The sequence below is a fragment of the Ktedonobacteraceae bacterium genome (assembly GCA_035653615.1).
GTDB lineage: Bacteria > Chloroflexota > Ktedonobacteria > Ktedonobacterales > Ktedonobacteraceae > DASRBN01.
Genome location: DASRBN010000029.1, coordinates 16,055 through 30,062, shown reverse-complemented (window position 1 = coordinate 30,062; position 14,008 = coordinate 16,055). Strand labels below are relative to the sequence as shown.

General features: G+C 56.3%; 10 protein-coding genes. 1 reads left to right on the top strand and 9 read right to left on the bottom strand.

Annotated elements, in window-relative coordinates; genetic code table 11:
• Nucleotides 1–39: 39 nt before the first annotated feature.
• The gene (locus VFA09_14995; GenBank protein ID HZU68582.1) at nucleotides 40–4,710 is read left to right on the top strand and encodes an amino acid adenylation domain-containing protein; all 4,671 of its coding nucleotides are present in this window, start codon (nucleotides 40–42) and stop codon (nucleotides 4,708–4,710) included.
• A 115-nt stretch (nucleotides 4,711–4,825) separates the two neighbouring features.
• On the opposite strand, the gene VFA09_14990 is transcribed toward VFA09_14995, so the two are convergent.
• From VFA09_14990 to VFA09_14950, 9 genes are all read right to left on the bottom strand, one after another.
• On the bottom strand, nucleotides 4,826–5,878 hold the full coding sequence (locus tag VFA09_14990) for an ornithine cyclodeaminase family protein (GenBank protein HZU68581.1): 1,053 nt from the start codon (nucleotides 5,876–5,878) through the stop codon (nucleotides 4,826–4,828).
• A gap of 38 nt (nucleotides 5,879–5,916) precedes the next feature.
• Complete coding sequence (locus VFA09_14985) at nucleotides 5,917–6,960, bottom strand: pyridoxal-phosphate dependent enzyme (protein HZU68580.1); 1,044 nt, start codon at nucleotides 6,958–6,960, stop codon at nucleotides 5,917–5,919.
• 12 nt (nucleotides 6,961–6,972) lie between these two features.
• Nucleotides 6,973–7,935 (bottom strand): ribonucleotide-diphosphate reductase subunit beta, encoded by a 963-nt coding sequence (locus VFA09_14980; protein ID HZU68579.1) that lies wholly within the window; start codon nucleotides 7,933–7,935, stop codon nucleotides 6,973–6,975.
• A gap of 13 nt (nucleotides 7,936–7,948) precedes the next feature.
• Entirely contained in the window at nucleotides 7,949–8,719 is a 771-nt protein-coding gene (locus VFA09_14975; protein ID HZU68578.1) for a thioesterase II family protein, read from the bottom strand.
• A 102-nt stretch (nucleotides 8,720–8,821) separates the two neighbouring features.
• A complete protein-coding gene (locus tag VFA09_14970; GenBank protein HZU68577.1) occupies nucleotides 8,822–9,016 on the bottom strand; it encodes an MbtH family protein in 195 nt (64 codons plus the stop codon).
• A 25-nt stretch (nucleotides 9,017–9,041) separates the two neighbouring features.
• Entirely contained in the window at nucleotides 9,042–11,390 is a 2,349-nt protein-coding gene (locus VFA09_14965; GenBank protein ID HZU68576.1) for an FtsX-like permease family protein, read from the bottom strand.
• Entirely contained in the window at nucleotides 11,387–12,157 is a 771-nt protein-coding gene (locus tag VFA09_14960; protein ID HZU68575.1) for an ABC transporter ATP-binding protein, read from the bottom strand. Before VFA09_14960 ends, VFA09_14965 begins: the two co-directional genes overlap by 4 nt.
• A 28-nt stretch (nucleotides 12,158–12,185) precedes the next feature.
• Nucleotides 12,186–12,974: an ABC transporter permease gene (locus VFA09_14955; protein ID HZU68574.1), complete on the bottom strand. Its 789-nt coding sequence runs from the start codon at nucleotides 12,972–12,974 to the stop codon at nucleotides 12,186–12,188.
• Complete coding sequence (locus VFA09_14950) at nucleotides 12,946–13,944, bottom strand: ABC transporter ATP-binding protein (GenBank protein ID HZU68573.1); 999 nt, start codon at nucleotides 13,942–13,944, stop codon at nucleotides 12,946–12,948. Before VFA09_14950 ends, VFA09_14955 begins: the two co-directional genes overlap by 29 nt.
• Nucleotides 13,945–14,008: the final 64 nt, after the last annotated feature.

Sequence of the window (14,008 nt, the reverse complement as noted above, 5' to 3'; positions counted from 1 at the left end):
ACACGACCATCTGGATGCTGTACTGTCGAAAGGATGAATATGATGGAATCTTTCACTGATACAACAGCCACAAACAGCACCTATAATGGTGACAGCAGGCAGCACGAATCTGAAGTACGGGAAGAGGAACTCTCCTTTTTCCCCGCGTCGTTTGCCCAGAGCAGGCTGTGGTTTCTGAATGAATGGGAACCAGGCGTCTATAACATTCCCATGACGGTACGCCTGACCGGGCAAATGAATGTGGCGGCAATGGAGAACGGACTGCGCGAGATCATCCGCCGCCACGAGGTGCTGCGTACAACATTCAGAGTGGTGGGAGGCATCCTCGTACAGGCCATTGCTCCCCGCATATCCTTCAGCATGCCGCTACTGGACTTGCAGGGATTTTCACAGGACGTGCAGAAGATCAAGCTGCGCCGCCTGATTAAAGAGGAAATTCGCAAGCCTTTTGACCTGCGCCGCGGTCCCTTGCTGCGCGCAACGATGCTGAAGCTGGCTCCAGACGATCACGCCATGATGATCACCATGCACCATATCGTCTCCGATGCCTGGTCGATGGAGATTCTGTTTCACGAACTATGCGAACTCTATACCGCCAATGTCTACGGGCAACCATCGCCGCTGCCGGAATTGCCCATCCAATATGTCGATTATGCCATCTGGCAGCAGAACTGGCTCCAGGGCGAAGTGCTGGAAGAACAGTTGAATTACTGGAAATCGCAACTGACCGGTCTTCCTGTTCTGCAACTTCCCACCGACAGGCCGCGTCCCGCCGTACAAACATTTCGTGGCGCGGCCCAACTGGTCGTTTTGCCGGCAGAATTAACCGAGGCATTGAGAGCGTTCAGCCGCCGCGAGGGAGTCACGCTCTTCATGACCCTGCTCGCCGCCTTCAAAACTCTGCTCTATCGCTACACGGAACAGGAGCGCATCGTCGTTGGCATCCCTATCGCCGGGCGCACCGATAGGAAACTTGAGGGCCTGATCGGCTGCTTTATCAACACCCTGGCACTTTGTACCGACCTCTCCGGCAATCCAACCTTCCGTGAAGTATTGCAACGGGTACGCGAAGTCACCCTCGGCGCCTACGATCACCAGGACCTGCCTTTTGAAAAGCTGGTGGAAGAACTCCAGCCGGAACGCGATTTGAGCCGCAATCCGCTGACGCAGGTGATGTTCGCGCTGCAAAACGTCCCGCGTGGCCAGGTAAGCCTGCCGGGACTGACCTTGAGCGCCTTAAAACTTGATAGCGAAACAGCGGGCTTGAGGAAAGGGGATGCAATCGCAGCGAGCAAGCAGCAGAATTTAGTTCTGGACGACGAGCCTGCAATGTTCGACCTGGACCTGACGATGTGGGAAAGAGGCGATGAGCTTATCGGCGAACTGCGCTACAACACGGACCTGTTCGATACTCCAACCATCCAGCGCATGCAGCAGCATTATCTGACGCTGCTACAAGAAATCATAAGCGATGCCGGAAAGCGCATCACAGACTTCTCCTTCCTGCCACAGCAAGAGCTACAGCAATTGCTGGTCGAGTGGAACGATACCGCGGTCGATTACCCTTCACAGTACTGCTTCGCTGAATTGTTCGAGGCGCAGGTCGAACAAACACCAGGAGCGCTAGCCGTGACGTGCGGGCAAGAGCAGCTGACCTACGCCGAATTGAACCGGCGAGCCAACGCGGTAGCTCATGTCATGCTGAGCGCAGCGAAGAATCTCGGCCTACCCCAACCCAGATTCTTCGCTGCGCTCAGCATGACACGTACTTTTGGGCCGGACACACTTGTCGCTCTACTTGCCCCACGCGGCATCCCTCTGCTGACCGCCATCCTGGCCGTTTTCAAAGCGGGAGGCGCTTACCTGCCACTTGATCCGCATCATCCACCGGCCCGCCTGCGTCACGTCCTCGAACATAGCAGGTGTGGCATCATCCTTTCTACACGCGAATTCGCCCCCACGCTTTCAGAAGTCATAGAGCAGATGGAGCCGGAGACGCGCCCGGAAATCGTCTACCTTGACGATTTCCGCGAAGAAGGGCAGATGACGGAAAACTTGCCGGTTCGCAATACCCCTGGCCACCTGGCCTATGTCATCTACACCTCAGGTTCGACCGGGTCGCCAAAGGGCGTGATGGTCGAGCAGCGCGGCATGATCAATCACCTCTACGCGAAAATCGACGCGCTAGAATTGACCGATACCGACATTGTGGCCCAGACAGCCTCGCAGTGCTTCGATATCTCCGTCTGGCAAATGCTGGCCGCTCTGCTGGTCGGCGGCAGCGTGCGCATTTACCCCGACGAGATCGCGCACGACCCCACGCGGCTGCTCATCGAAGTCGAGCGAGATAGTGTGAGCATTCTGGAAACCGTTCCCTCGCTGCTGCGCGCCATGCTGGAGATCTACGAAGGCAGTGCGGAAACTCGCCCGAATTTGCGTGAATTACGCTGGCTCGTTCCTACCGGCGAGGCGCTGCCCACCGACCTGTGCCGCCGCTGGCTGGCCCTTTATCCCCATTGCCCGCTCATGAATGCCTACGGCCCGACCGAGTGTTCCGACGACGTGACGCACCATTCGATTTATGAAGTTCCTGCTGAGTCCGAGGGCTACATGCCGATTGGACGAGCCGTGAACAATACGCGGCTGTATGTGCTGGATCGCCGCTTGAGGCCGGTGCCAATTGGCGTGGTGGGCGAATTGTATGTTGGCGGCGCGGGAGTCGGTCGCGGCTACCTGGCAGACCCCCGGCGCACGGCTGAAACGTTCATACCCAATCCTTTCGATGCAAACGATTTCACTGCATCCCAATCTCAGGGTGGTACGCGGCTCTATAAGACGGGAGACCTGGCTCGCTACCGGCCTGACGGCACGTTAGAATTCCTGGGTCGCGTCGACCACCAGGTCAAACTGCGTGGCTACCGCATCGAGCTGGGGGAGATCGAAACCGTACTGGGCCAGCATCCAGCGGTGCGCGATGTGGTCGTGGTGGCGCGCGAAGATGTCGAGGGAGATAAGCGCCTGGTAGCCTACGTCGTGCTGCACGCCGAAGAGTCCATCTCCTTTGAGGAATTGCAGCACTTCGTGCGAGAGAAATTGCCCGATTATATGGTGCCATCCGCGGGGGTATTCATGCACTCTCTTCCCCTGACGCCCAATGGCAAGCTGGATCGTAAAGCCCTACCCGTTCCCGATGAATCCAGGCCGGTACTGGCGGTAGCATACGTGGCCCCACGCACACCTATCGAACAGGAACTGGCAGCCATCTGGAGCGAGATACTGGGTGTGGAGCGTATCGGAGTGCATGACGATTTCTTTGACCTCGGCGGTCACTCCCTCTTGACGGTGCGCCTGGTATCTCAGATCGAAAAGCAGTTCGGGAAACGCCTGCCGCTGGCGGCCATCTTCCAGGGCAGGACAATTGAGGCGCTGGCCGAGATGTTGAGCCGCCAACAACATGAAGCCTCTCTCTGGTCGCCGGCAGCGGAGACGCAGTTGCCCACCTTCGATATGCACAGCGAAGCCGCGCTCGATCTCGCGGTCTGCCCTGAAGTCTGGCCGGGCGAACTGACTGCCACTCCCGCGCACATCCTGCTGACGGGCGCCACCGGCTTCCTGGGAGCCTTTTTACTGGCGGAACTTCTGAGCCAGACATCCGCGGATATCTATTGTCTTGTGCGTGCCGCCAATACCGAGGAGGGCATGAAGAAACTGGAACGCAGCCTTACCGGCTTATTGCTCTGGCAACCGGCCTATCGCGAGCGCATCAAACCGATACCCGGCGATCTGGCTCAACCATTGTTGGGCCTTTCGAGGCACGCATTCGAGGAGCTCGCGAATCGGCTGGATGTCATTTATCACAATGGCGCGCTGGTGAACATGCTCTACCCGTACTCGGAGCTAAAGGCGTCAAATGTGCTTGGCACGCAGGAAGTAATACGGCTGGCAGCGCACGGTAAGATCAAGCCGCTGCACTACGTCTCGACCCTCAGCGTCTACTCTCATATGGATTCTCCAACCGTGCGGCGCGTTAAAGAGCAGGAGCCTATCGACGAGCATGGCGCCCATATGCGCGGGGGCTACGCGCAGAGCAAATGGGTGGCCGAAAAGATGGTGACAACGGCGCGTTCGCGTGGATTGCCCGTCGCCATTTACCGTCCCGGTCGTATTACGGGCCACAGCAAGACGGGAGCATGGAGAACGGACGATGTGCTGTGCCGCATGATTATGGGATGTATCCAGCTTGGCAGCGTTCCCATGTTCGTCGCGGACGAAACGCTGGAAATGACCCCGGTGGACTACGTCAGCCAGGCCATCGTCGCACTTTCGAAGCGCAAAGCCTCGCTGGGCCAGGCCTTCCACCTCTTCAATACTTCTACAACCAGGGTCAGCGACCTGATTAAGTGGATCAATGACTCTGGCTACGAAGTTCGGCAGCTTGAATACGAGGCCTGGCTCGCGGAACTGGAACGTGCCACACAAGGTTCGACCGATAACGCGCTGGCTCCCCTGGCCCCACTTTTCCCGAAGCGAGCGCCAACCGAGCAGGCCCCGGTTCCCAAACTGGAATTCGACAACCGCAATACGCAGCTCGGCCTATCTGGCACGTCGATCACCTGCCCGCCCGGCGATGCCAGCCTGATACAGACGTATCTCTCGTTTATGGTGAAGAGGGGATTCTTGCAGGCTGCGGGGGTGAGGAGCGGGGTGTGATTCACCAGGAGCATACAATAGGCTCATCTGAACAGTAGCTTAGATGAGCCTATTGTATGCTCCCCACCATTAACATTGCAAAAGTGAACGTACCCTTTTAGAAAACAAGTACGTACTATCGTTCCAACTCCACGCCCATACCCATTTTCCGCGCCTTCCGGTACACTTCTATGGCCAGAGCGACATCCTCGATGGCGAGTCCGAAGGGATTGACCAGGATGATCTCATTTTCGTTGGTTCTACCTGCTTTCGCACCGGTGACAATCTCGCCTAACTGCGCATCGATGCGACGTCTGCCACTTGCTGTGGCTTCAATGGAATCGTCAGGCCCGATGACCTTCCCTTGCCGGTACATGCGTCCGACCAGGCGACGAGGATCGTTTTTCACCAGGTTCCAGTCATCCACGATTACCTTATCGGCGCGAAGTACCACTTCCGGCAAGGGGTCATCAAGCGAGATGTTGACGAGCAGCGAGCCGGGTTGCAGCCAGTCATATGAGATGTAGCCCTGGGTCGTCGTGGTTACGGGGACGATCAATTGCGCCGGGCGAATGGCCTCTTCAGCAGTTTTCGTTGCCTGCATCTCTACGCCTCTCGATTTCAGTATGAAAGCCACTTGTTGCTGTAGCGTCTCGATTCGCTGCTCTTCCAGGTCGAATAGTCGTATGTGCCGCAAGCCGGGAAGTCGCATGACGAGCAGTTCGATGTGCGCGCGAGCCAGCACGCCTGCTCCAATGATGGCCAGGGTCTGTATCTCCCTGCCTTTCAGCAGGTCTGCTGAGAGAGCAGTGACGCTGGCAGTACGCAGGCTGGAGATATAGGCGCCTTCCATCATACAAACGACGCGCACCGTGACCGGATCGAAAAGCAGCGTCAATCCGCTCGCACGCGGTAGGCCGCGCGCAGGATTGGCGATATTGCCGTTGATGATCTTGGTTCCGGCCATGCCAAATGGGCCGCCTACATAGGCCGGCATGTTCAGGCTTCGGACGCTCTCGCCTTTTGCGTTTGTCCAGCCCAGGTAGGCCTCGTCGGGAAGGATTGTCTGGCCAGAACCATGCAGCTTGAACACCTCGCGTATCACAGCCACGCTATCGATTTCCTTACAGACCTCTTGCACATCTCTGCTTGCCAGGTAGAGAATCCGGTCATCTTGATGCTTTATCATAGCTCGCTCCCTTGAGAATAGCGTCCATACAGTGTGTTTTAAGCGCGAAGTATATCCTGGATGGGCCAGGGGCAATCAGATGAAACATACAATCCATGCGTCCGCAGCCATTCATCGTTAAAAATCGAGGCGGCGTAGTTGTTGCCATCGTCCGCACAGAGGCAGACTACGTCCTGTATTTCTGGATGAAGCTGTAGATAGCGCGCGCAGGCTGCGAGTACCGCCCCACTTGAGCCACCTGCTCGAATGCCTGTTCTGGTAGCTAAGGCGCGACAGCAGGCAAAAGCCTCTTCGTCTCCCACAAGTATATGCACATCATACAGGTCGCGCGTGAGAAAGCTGGAAGGACGCGAGGAACCAATGCCGGTCAGCCTGCGTGGAGCGGGTGGCGTGCCGAAGACGACCGACCCCTTAGCATCCACTCCTACAACTGCGGTCGATGGACTGCATTCACGAAAATAGCGCCCGACACCGGCAAGCGTGCCACCTGTGGAGACAGGTACGAAGACCGCGTCTACTTTTCCGTTCATCTGACGATACATCTCAGGCCCTGTGGTCGTATAGTGAATGAATGGGTTTGCCGGATTGGAGTACTGGTCTGTCCAGACATAATGCGAGAAGCACCGGCATAGAAGACGTATGCGTTCCAGGCGCGAGAGCAGGTAGCCGCCATTCGCATCAGGAGTGCTTACCATATCGATCTGCGCGCCAAGCGACTGCATTTTGGTAATGTTCTCCTGTGTAGTCTTGGGATCGACGACGGCGATGAAATCATAGCCCCTGGCCTTACATTGCATGGACAGCGCCACACCCAGATTACCTGAGGTGGATTCAATCACGACCGAGCCTTTTTTGAGCAGGCCGCGCTCTTCCAGGTCTCTTACCAGGGCAGAGCCTGTCCTATCCTTGACCGAACCGGTTGGATTCGCGCCCTCAAGTTTGAGATAGACCTTGCGCGCTCTGCCCTCGATTACAAGTATTACTGGCTTTAAAGGAGTGCCGCCGATTTGATCTACCAGTTGCCGGAGTTCGACTGTAGTAAGATCGGCAACATCCGAGGGAGCCATCAATATGGGATTCATAGATTGCTCCTCTCATTGACTCTTTGACAGAACATCCTCGAATCCAGGTACAGCGGGTAATTCCATAGACAAACCAATGACTTTGAGTTTTTTCCGCAGCGATTCCAGGCCGTACCGTTGCGTCGTCCAGGGGTCGAGATTCATGGCCAGCATCGATGGAATCACGTCATCGGGTGGTCGCAACGCAGCCAGGGCCGGGGGAGCATATTTTTCGAGAGCGGCGCGTACTACGTGTGCATGTTCAGGGTCGCGTTTGAGCATATCGCGCAGGAACTTCACGCCGAATATGACGTGCCGCGATTCGTCACGCGCGACGGCGGTGAAGCCGCTGCGAAAGGCCGGGAAGAGGTTATCCTGGCGATAGGTCTCCAAAAGGTTACGCTGGCCCGCCAGAGCCATGGTGCCTTCGATAATCACGTGGTACAGGGTAACGCCCTCGATCAATTGATGGAGATTGCCAGGCTGGCAGCGGATACGGTCGGCCATCTCCATAAGCGCGTCGATCAAAATATAGCGCATCTGCACATTCATATATTGGCGCGCGAAGGCCAGGGATTCTTCTAGAAGCCCTTCGTCAATGCCAAGCACCTCGCTGAAAAAACGCGCGAAGAAGATGGTGTGCCGCGATTCGTCAACCAGCTGCGTTGTGACATAGATGCGCATCTCTTCTTCGGGCATGGCGATCACGTAGGGTGCAAGCGCATCTGTGACGCTCGCCTCGCCCTGGAAGAAGGAAGCGATGCTATAGAGGTGTTCCTCTTGCTCCTCATCCGGCATCAGTTCCCACTGAATGCGATCAGGCACAAAGTCGATATCCTGCGCGCGCCACTGCTGGCGTTCCCAGCGATAATATAATTCGCGGTACGAGGGTAGATGCACCAGCCCCTGGTCGATGATGTTCAGCACCGTATCAATCGGAGTGTGCTGCAACTCGGCCAGCGAGGCATTTTCTTCCGCAGATATGTGTATCGACATGGTTTCTCCTTTATCAGGATATCAGGTATGCATTCAGTTCCTGTCGTATGATTTGCAGCAGTGAGGCCCTGGCACTCTGCAAGAAAAAGTGGTCGCCGGGGAGCATGCGCTGCGAGAAACGGCTGCAGGTCTGCTCGCGCCATAAAGCCAGTTCAAAACGACTGACCCTTGTATCCTGCAAGCCGCCGAAGACAGTGATCGGGCAGGCGAGCGGTTCTTGAGGTTCATAATGGTAGGTTTCACACACGGCAAAATCCGCGCGCAGGATGGGCAGCAGGAATTGCCGCAGCTCATCGTTCTCCAGAACCTCGCGGCTCGTGCCATTGAGTTGCAACAATTTTTGAACTAAGGCAGGCTCCGGCAGCGTGTGCAGCAGCGGCCCTACAATCGGTGTTTGCGGGGCGCGATAGGCCGAGGCAAAAAGATGCACCGGAAGGAGACTATACTGCCTGCGCAACCAGCGCGCCAGTTCAAAACTGACCAGCGCCCCCATGCTATGCCCGAAAAACGCAAAAGGAACGGTACAAAATGGATGCAGCGCCTCGACAAGGGCCTCCAGCAAGGACTCAAACCGGTCAAAAGGCGACTCTTTCAGGCGATTCTCACGTCCAGGAAGCTGAACCGGCAGGACTTCGACTTCGGCCTGCAATCCATTCAGCCATGTGCGATAAATCGACGCGCCGCCCCCAGCATAGGGGAAACAGAACAGGCGAAAGCGGGCCTGCGGATTGGGCCTTGCTCCAAAAATCCAGGCGGTTGTAGCTGTTGTCGATAGAGATGGCATGGCGTTACTCCATATTTTTAACCCAAATTATGGGGCAAATGAGTTCTGTTACCTTTCAGAGCCGATGAATCGGCGGTGGGCGCGATCAATCGGCCCCTACAGTTAGCGCAGACTGAGCGGGCGCATATCAGTCCATACCTCTTTGATGTAGTCCAGGCATTCGCTCCTGGAGCCGGTTTTGCCCGCGTCCCGCCAGCCGCGTGGATTCTCACGGTCGGCAGGCCAGATTGAATATTGTTCCTCGGCATTGACGACCACTTTATAGATGGTGGTATCTTCCTTCTCGTCCCTGTTCATGATGCGTAGCTCCTTTTTTTCTCATTCACTCGTAACGCAAGGTCTGGGCGATTTTCACGCGAGCGGCGCTGAATACGGGGCCGATACTCGCAAGCGAGGCGATCAGCAGAATGATGACCAGCATCCATACCAGGTTCAGAAAGTTGAACGAGAATGGTACGGGGGCCAGGTAATGCGCCTGTACCTGCACGAAGCCGTAGGCGGCGGGTATGCCGATAATCAGCGCCAATAGCCAGGAAAGGGTACCTAGCGCCGTCCCTTCTGTCCAGAACACCTGCGCAACCTTCCTGCCGGTCGCTCCCATGGAACGCAAGATGCCGATCTCGCGTCTGCGCTCCAGCACGCTCATCGCCAGCGTATTGGCGAGTCCGATGGCCCCAACAATGGCGACAATGAGCGCCACGAGATCAAGCAAGGTGTAGATAATCTGAAACGTACTCTTGCTCTGCTGCACAAACTGGTTGGATGTAGTGACATTCGGCTGCAGGCCGGCGGCGCTCATGGTGGTATTGACACGATTTGCCAGCGCATCGACGGCAGTTGTCGAGTGATTCGAGGACGCTATCATGGCAAATTCGCTGTAGTCCGACGGCAGGTGCATGAAGTCGTCGATTTGCGCGATGGGAGCGATCACCACGCCAAGATTGCCCGGCCCGATGCCGCTGTAGTCGGTGGCGATGCCGATGATGCGCCAGGTCGCGCTGGCCGAGTTGATACTGATGGTGATCGAATCGCCGACCTTGAGGCCCGATTTAGCGGCAGCATCCTGGCTGATGATGGCGACGTTTTGATCGCTACTGTTAAACCAGCGACCGGCGACCAGTTGCTTTTGATAGAGCCGGGTATCGATTTGCAGACCAGTCAACGCGGCATTGCCCCATTGCGTCGAAACCTGGTCCTGGGTCAACGGTTCAATCTGGGTGATGCCGGGTATGGTACTCAGGACGTGCTGGAACGTGCTGAACGGATGCGGGTCGGCGGTGGCAGCCAGCACATCGAAATGATAGGTGCTGGATATCTGATCCAGGAACGTATTAAAGGAGTAGCTGGCCGTTTGCACGGCGAGAAATGCTGCTGCTGAGATGATCAGGATCAGCAGTGTGAGGACGGTACGAATACGCTTGCGAAAGAGGCCGCGCGCGCCAAACTGCATCGTCTGTGGCAACATGCCCAACGCACGACGTGAGAGAGCCGCCCACCAGCCGCCGGTTTGCCCGGCGCCATTCTCCACTCCGTAACCGCTCAAGGCCTGGCGAACCGAGATGCGCGTACCAATGTAAGCAGGAATAGCTGCTGCCAGTAGCGGAATACCTATACCGATCAATACGCTTTCGATAATCAGCGAAGGAGTAATTTGCAGCGGCCCCATATCCAGGCCGACCAGTCCACCGAGGTAGTTGGCAAGCGCATAGCCACCAAATGTGCCAATGGCCAGGCCGATGAGCGTGCCGATGCCGCTATAGATGGCAACCAGGCTCAGATAATGACGCATCACCTTGCCGCTCGTCGCCCCAATAGCCTTCATGGTGCCGATATACGGAATCTGCTCCGTGACCAGCGTCATGACCGTACCCAGCAGCAGGCAGATGCTGAGCAAGATGGCGATAATCGAGAGGACGTTCATGATGGCAAACAAACCGTCGGCGACACTTGAGACGCTGGTATCGCGGCCAACATAGGTGGCGAATACCAGCACGTGCTGGTCATTCAAGACCTGCGCAAGCTGCTTCGCGGTAGCGTCCCGCTGGTCGTAGTTATTCAGCCGGATGAGAAACGAGGTGACGCCCGGTGTTGAGAAGAGCGTTTCAACGTCACTTTCGTTCATATATCCCTGCGCGCGCTGCACGATGGATGCAGACGCCAGCCCCATTGTGCGGGCAAAGCCGGAAACGGTCAGGTTGCGATACGAACCACCAATCTGCACCGCTATTTGCGAGCCGACGCCGACGTTGCTTAGCGCCTTATCACTATATTCGAGCAAAATCTGATTCGGGCCGGGAAGACTCCCCTCGACCAGCTCGAACTTGTTGATCTGCACATGCTGGAAATCGACCACGCCGATGATGCGCAAAGGCAGTTGCAGTGAGTTGGTATACCAGGAAGTATTGATGTACCCCTGGGCCTGCGCTATTTTGACGTTGGGCTGCTGTTGTAGTGTTTGCGCCAACGACGCGCTGGTCGGAGAGGTATAGAAGATGATATCGGGCTGCGTCGTGATGTTGGTGCTATAGTCGAAGCTGCTGCGAAACTGGTTCGAGGCGATATTGATTGCCGAGAGGCCCAGGATGCCGATGGCAATGCCCAGGATGGTCAGGATGGTGCGCAGCTTGCGATGCCCAATATCCTTAAAGACTTTTTTCGTCAGCGCCGTCATGAGTTTTCCCTCCCAGGCCGATGAACCGGCGATGCCCACGATAAATCGGGGCCTACAGGCGTGACGATGCGGCCGTCGAGCAGGTCGATGCGATGCCGGGCGCGAGCCGCTAAGTCGCGATCATGAGTGACGTAGATGACCGTTTTTTCGCGTTGGGTCATTGATTCAAGGATTTCAAACACCTGCAAGGCAGACTTTGAGTCCAGGTTGCCGGTCGGCTCATCGGCGACCAGTACGGGCGGGTCATTGGCCAGCGCGCGCGCTATGGCAACACGCTGCTGCTGGCCGCCGGAGAGTTCGCCCGGCAGGCGTCGCGCGAACTCTTTCAAACCGACCAGTTCCAGGCATGCTAATGATCGCTCGCTCCATTGACGCCGCGGCAGCAGACCACCGAGTTCCAGCGCCAGCAGGACGTTTTCTTGAGCCGTCAGCGTTGGCAGGAGTTGGAAGAACTGGAAGACAATGCCAACGTTGCGCCCACGCCACTTCGCCAGCTTATTCTCGCTCATATTGCGCAGTTCCTGGCCCGCGAACACGACGCGCCCCGAAGTTGGACGGTCGATGCCGGTCAGGATATTGAGCAGCGTGGACTTACCGCTTCCCGATGGGCCGTTGATGGCAAAGAGGCTGCCAGGCGGAATCGAAAACGAGATCGAGTCCAGAATAACGGCCCGAGCCGCTTTGTTCGCAATCACTTTAGAGATGTTCTCGACGCGCACCTGTGCTTCTGTCTGCGTGCGCGGCGGCGAAATTTCTGAACTGAGCATAGACACGTTCCTTTCTTCCTTATTTAATTTAATACTGACTCAAAGAGCCTTGCCGTTTGGCAATCCGTTCGCACCATTTGAAGATGATCCAGCCGGTACTCAGGTAGATGGCGGAATGCACGATGAGCCAGAGCAGACTGCCGTTGGCCCAGGTGGTGGCCAGGGATTGACCATTCAATTCTATGTTGCGCAATACGATGATGCCCTGCGTGATCGGCAGCGTCTTCGCGATATCCGCCAACCAGTTCGGAAAGTGACTGACGGGAAGCAGCGAGCCGGTCAGGAATAGCAACGCATTTTGCATCAGGTCCGCCAGTGCATCGACCTGTTTGAATACCAGCGCCGCTCCCCCAAGGATGAGCGTGAAACCCAGCAGTCCGGCCAGGGTGAGCAACAGGACGAGCAATCCATCCCAGCGTAAGGGGAAATGGATGCCCAGGATGAAGATCAGGGCGAGGGCGGTGAGCAAAACCATGATCGAGGTCGAAATCAGGGTGGCCAGCATCCTGCCCAGTACGAGGAGTTCGGTTCTGGTAGGGGTCATGTACATCTGCTCGAGCGTGCCGCCCTCTGCTTCGTTTATCAGGTCGGCGCTGGTATTCATGATGACGATGCGGGCGTAGAACCAGACGATATATCCCAGGAATATGGAAGTTACCTGTGATGGATTGAACTGGCCACCACCAATGAAGTAGGTAGCGCCGATGAAGATCAATCCTATGGTGACGAGCTGGGTCAAAACGTTGAACTTGTAATCCCACATAACCAGCAGACGTTTGTACGTCTCATTAAATATGGCTAAGAGCGCGATCCTCACTGGCTTCTCCTTTCGCTCTATCATCTATGAGGCGCAGAAACACATCTTCTAAATTCGGCTCAACCTGCGTTACCGAAAGCAGGGGCAGGCCTAAATCGCGCACGCGAGCCAGGTATGCGTGCAAGGTGGCCTGATCGCTAATAGCGCCTGAAAGAATGGTATCGCCATTTTCCATCTCGCGGGTCAGTCCATCGAACCAGTCGGAATATTCTTCATCCAGCGTACCTTTGAGGCGAATCTGGTAGTATTCTTGCTGGAAGAGGTGCAGCAGTTCGGCGAGTGGCTGGTTAGTGAGCAGGCGCCCCTTGCGCATAATGGCGATTTGATCGCAGAGGTCCTGGGCCATATCTAACTGGTGAGTGGTTAGAATCACGGTCTTGCCCTGTTCGCGCGCCAGTTTTGCTATCCATTCTTTGACTGTGCGCGTAGCCTGGATGTCAAGGCCTAAAGTTGGTTCATCGAGCAGCACGATGGATGGATTGGCAATCAGGGCGCAGGCGATGGCGACTTTTTGCTGCATGCCGCGCGAGTAGAGACGTACAGGGTCGTTGCGGCGCTCCCAAAGATCAAGTTCGCGCAACAGTTGTTCTGCACGCACGCGCATTTCCTTACCGGTATGTCCCTTGAGGTGGCTGAAATAGACCAGGTTCTGCCAGGCGGAGAGTCGCCAGTAGACGTTGCGAGTTCCCTCCAACACCGCACCAATCTGGCGCATCGCCGCACTATGCTCGCGGAACACATCGTATCCATTGACACGGATGCGCCCTGAAGTTGGAGTGACGAGGCCGCAGATCATTTTGATAGTGGTTGTTTTCCCGGCGCCGTTCGCACCAAGAAAGCCGAATACCTGCCCTGCCGGTACGCGCAGATTTACATCCTCTACCGCCTTGATCGCCGTCTTCTTGCGTTTAACGTATGTTTTACTTAAAGAGTCGATCTCAATGGCAGCAGGCTGAGATACACTTCCCATTTCGCGTTACTCCTTCCTCGAGTTCTGCCTTCTCAAGAGAAGAGTACTTGAGAAAGCAGGCGCT

Bases quoted from the DNA above. Each gene is read 5' to 3' on its own strand.
- VFA09_14995 (HZU68582.1), top strand. From the start codon at position 40: ATGATGGAATCTTTCACTGATACAACAGCCACAAACAGCACCTATAAT.
- VFA09_14990 (HZU68581.1), bottom strand. From the start codon at position 5,878: ATGATAAAGCATCAAGATGACCGGATTCTCTACCTGGCAAGCAGAGAT.
- VFA09_14985 (HZU68580.1), bottom strand. From the start codon at position 6,960: ATGAATCCCATATTGATGGCTCCCTCGGATGTTGCCGATCTTACTACA.
- VFA09_14980 (HZU68579.1), bottom strand. From the start codon at position 7,935: ATGTCGATACACATATCTGCGGAAGAAAATGCCTCGCTGGCCGAGTTG.
- VFA09_14975 (HZU68578.1), bottom strand. From the start codon at position 8,719: ATGCCATCTCTATCGACAACAGCTACAACCGCCTGGATTTTTGGAGCA.
- VFA09_14970 (HZU68577.1), bottom strand. From the start codon at position 9,016: ATGAACAGGGACGAGAAGGAAGATACCACCATCTATAAAGTGGTCGTC.
- VFA09_14965 (HZU68576.1), bottom strand. From the start codon at position 11,390: ATGACGGCGCTGACGAAAAAAGTCTTTAAGGATATTGGGCATCGCAAG.
- VFA09_14960 (HZU68575.1), bottom strand. From the start codon at position 12,157: ATGCTCAGTTCAGAAATTTCGCCGCCGCGCACGCAGACAGAAGCACAG.
- VFA09_14950 (HZU68573.1), bottom strand. From the start codon at position 13,944: ATGGGAAGTGTATCTCAGCCTGCTGCCATTGAGATCGACTCTTTAAGT.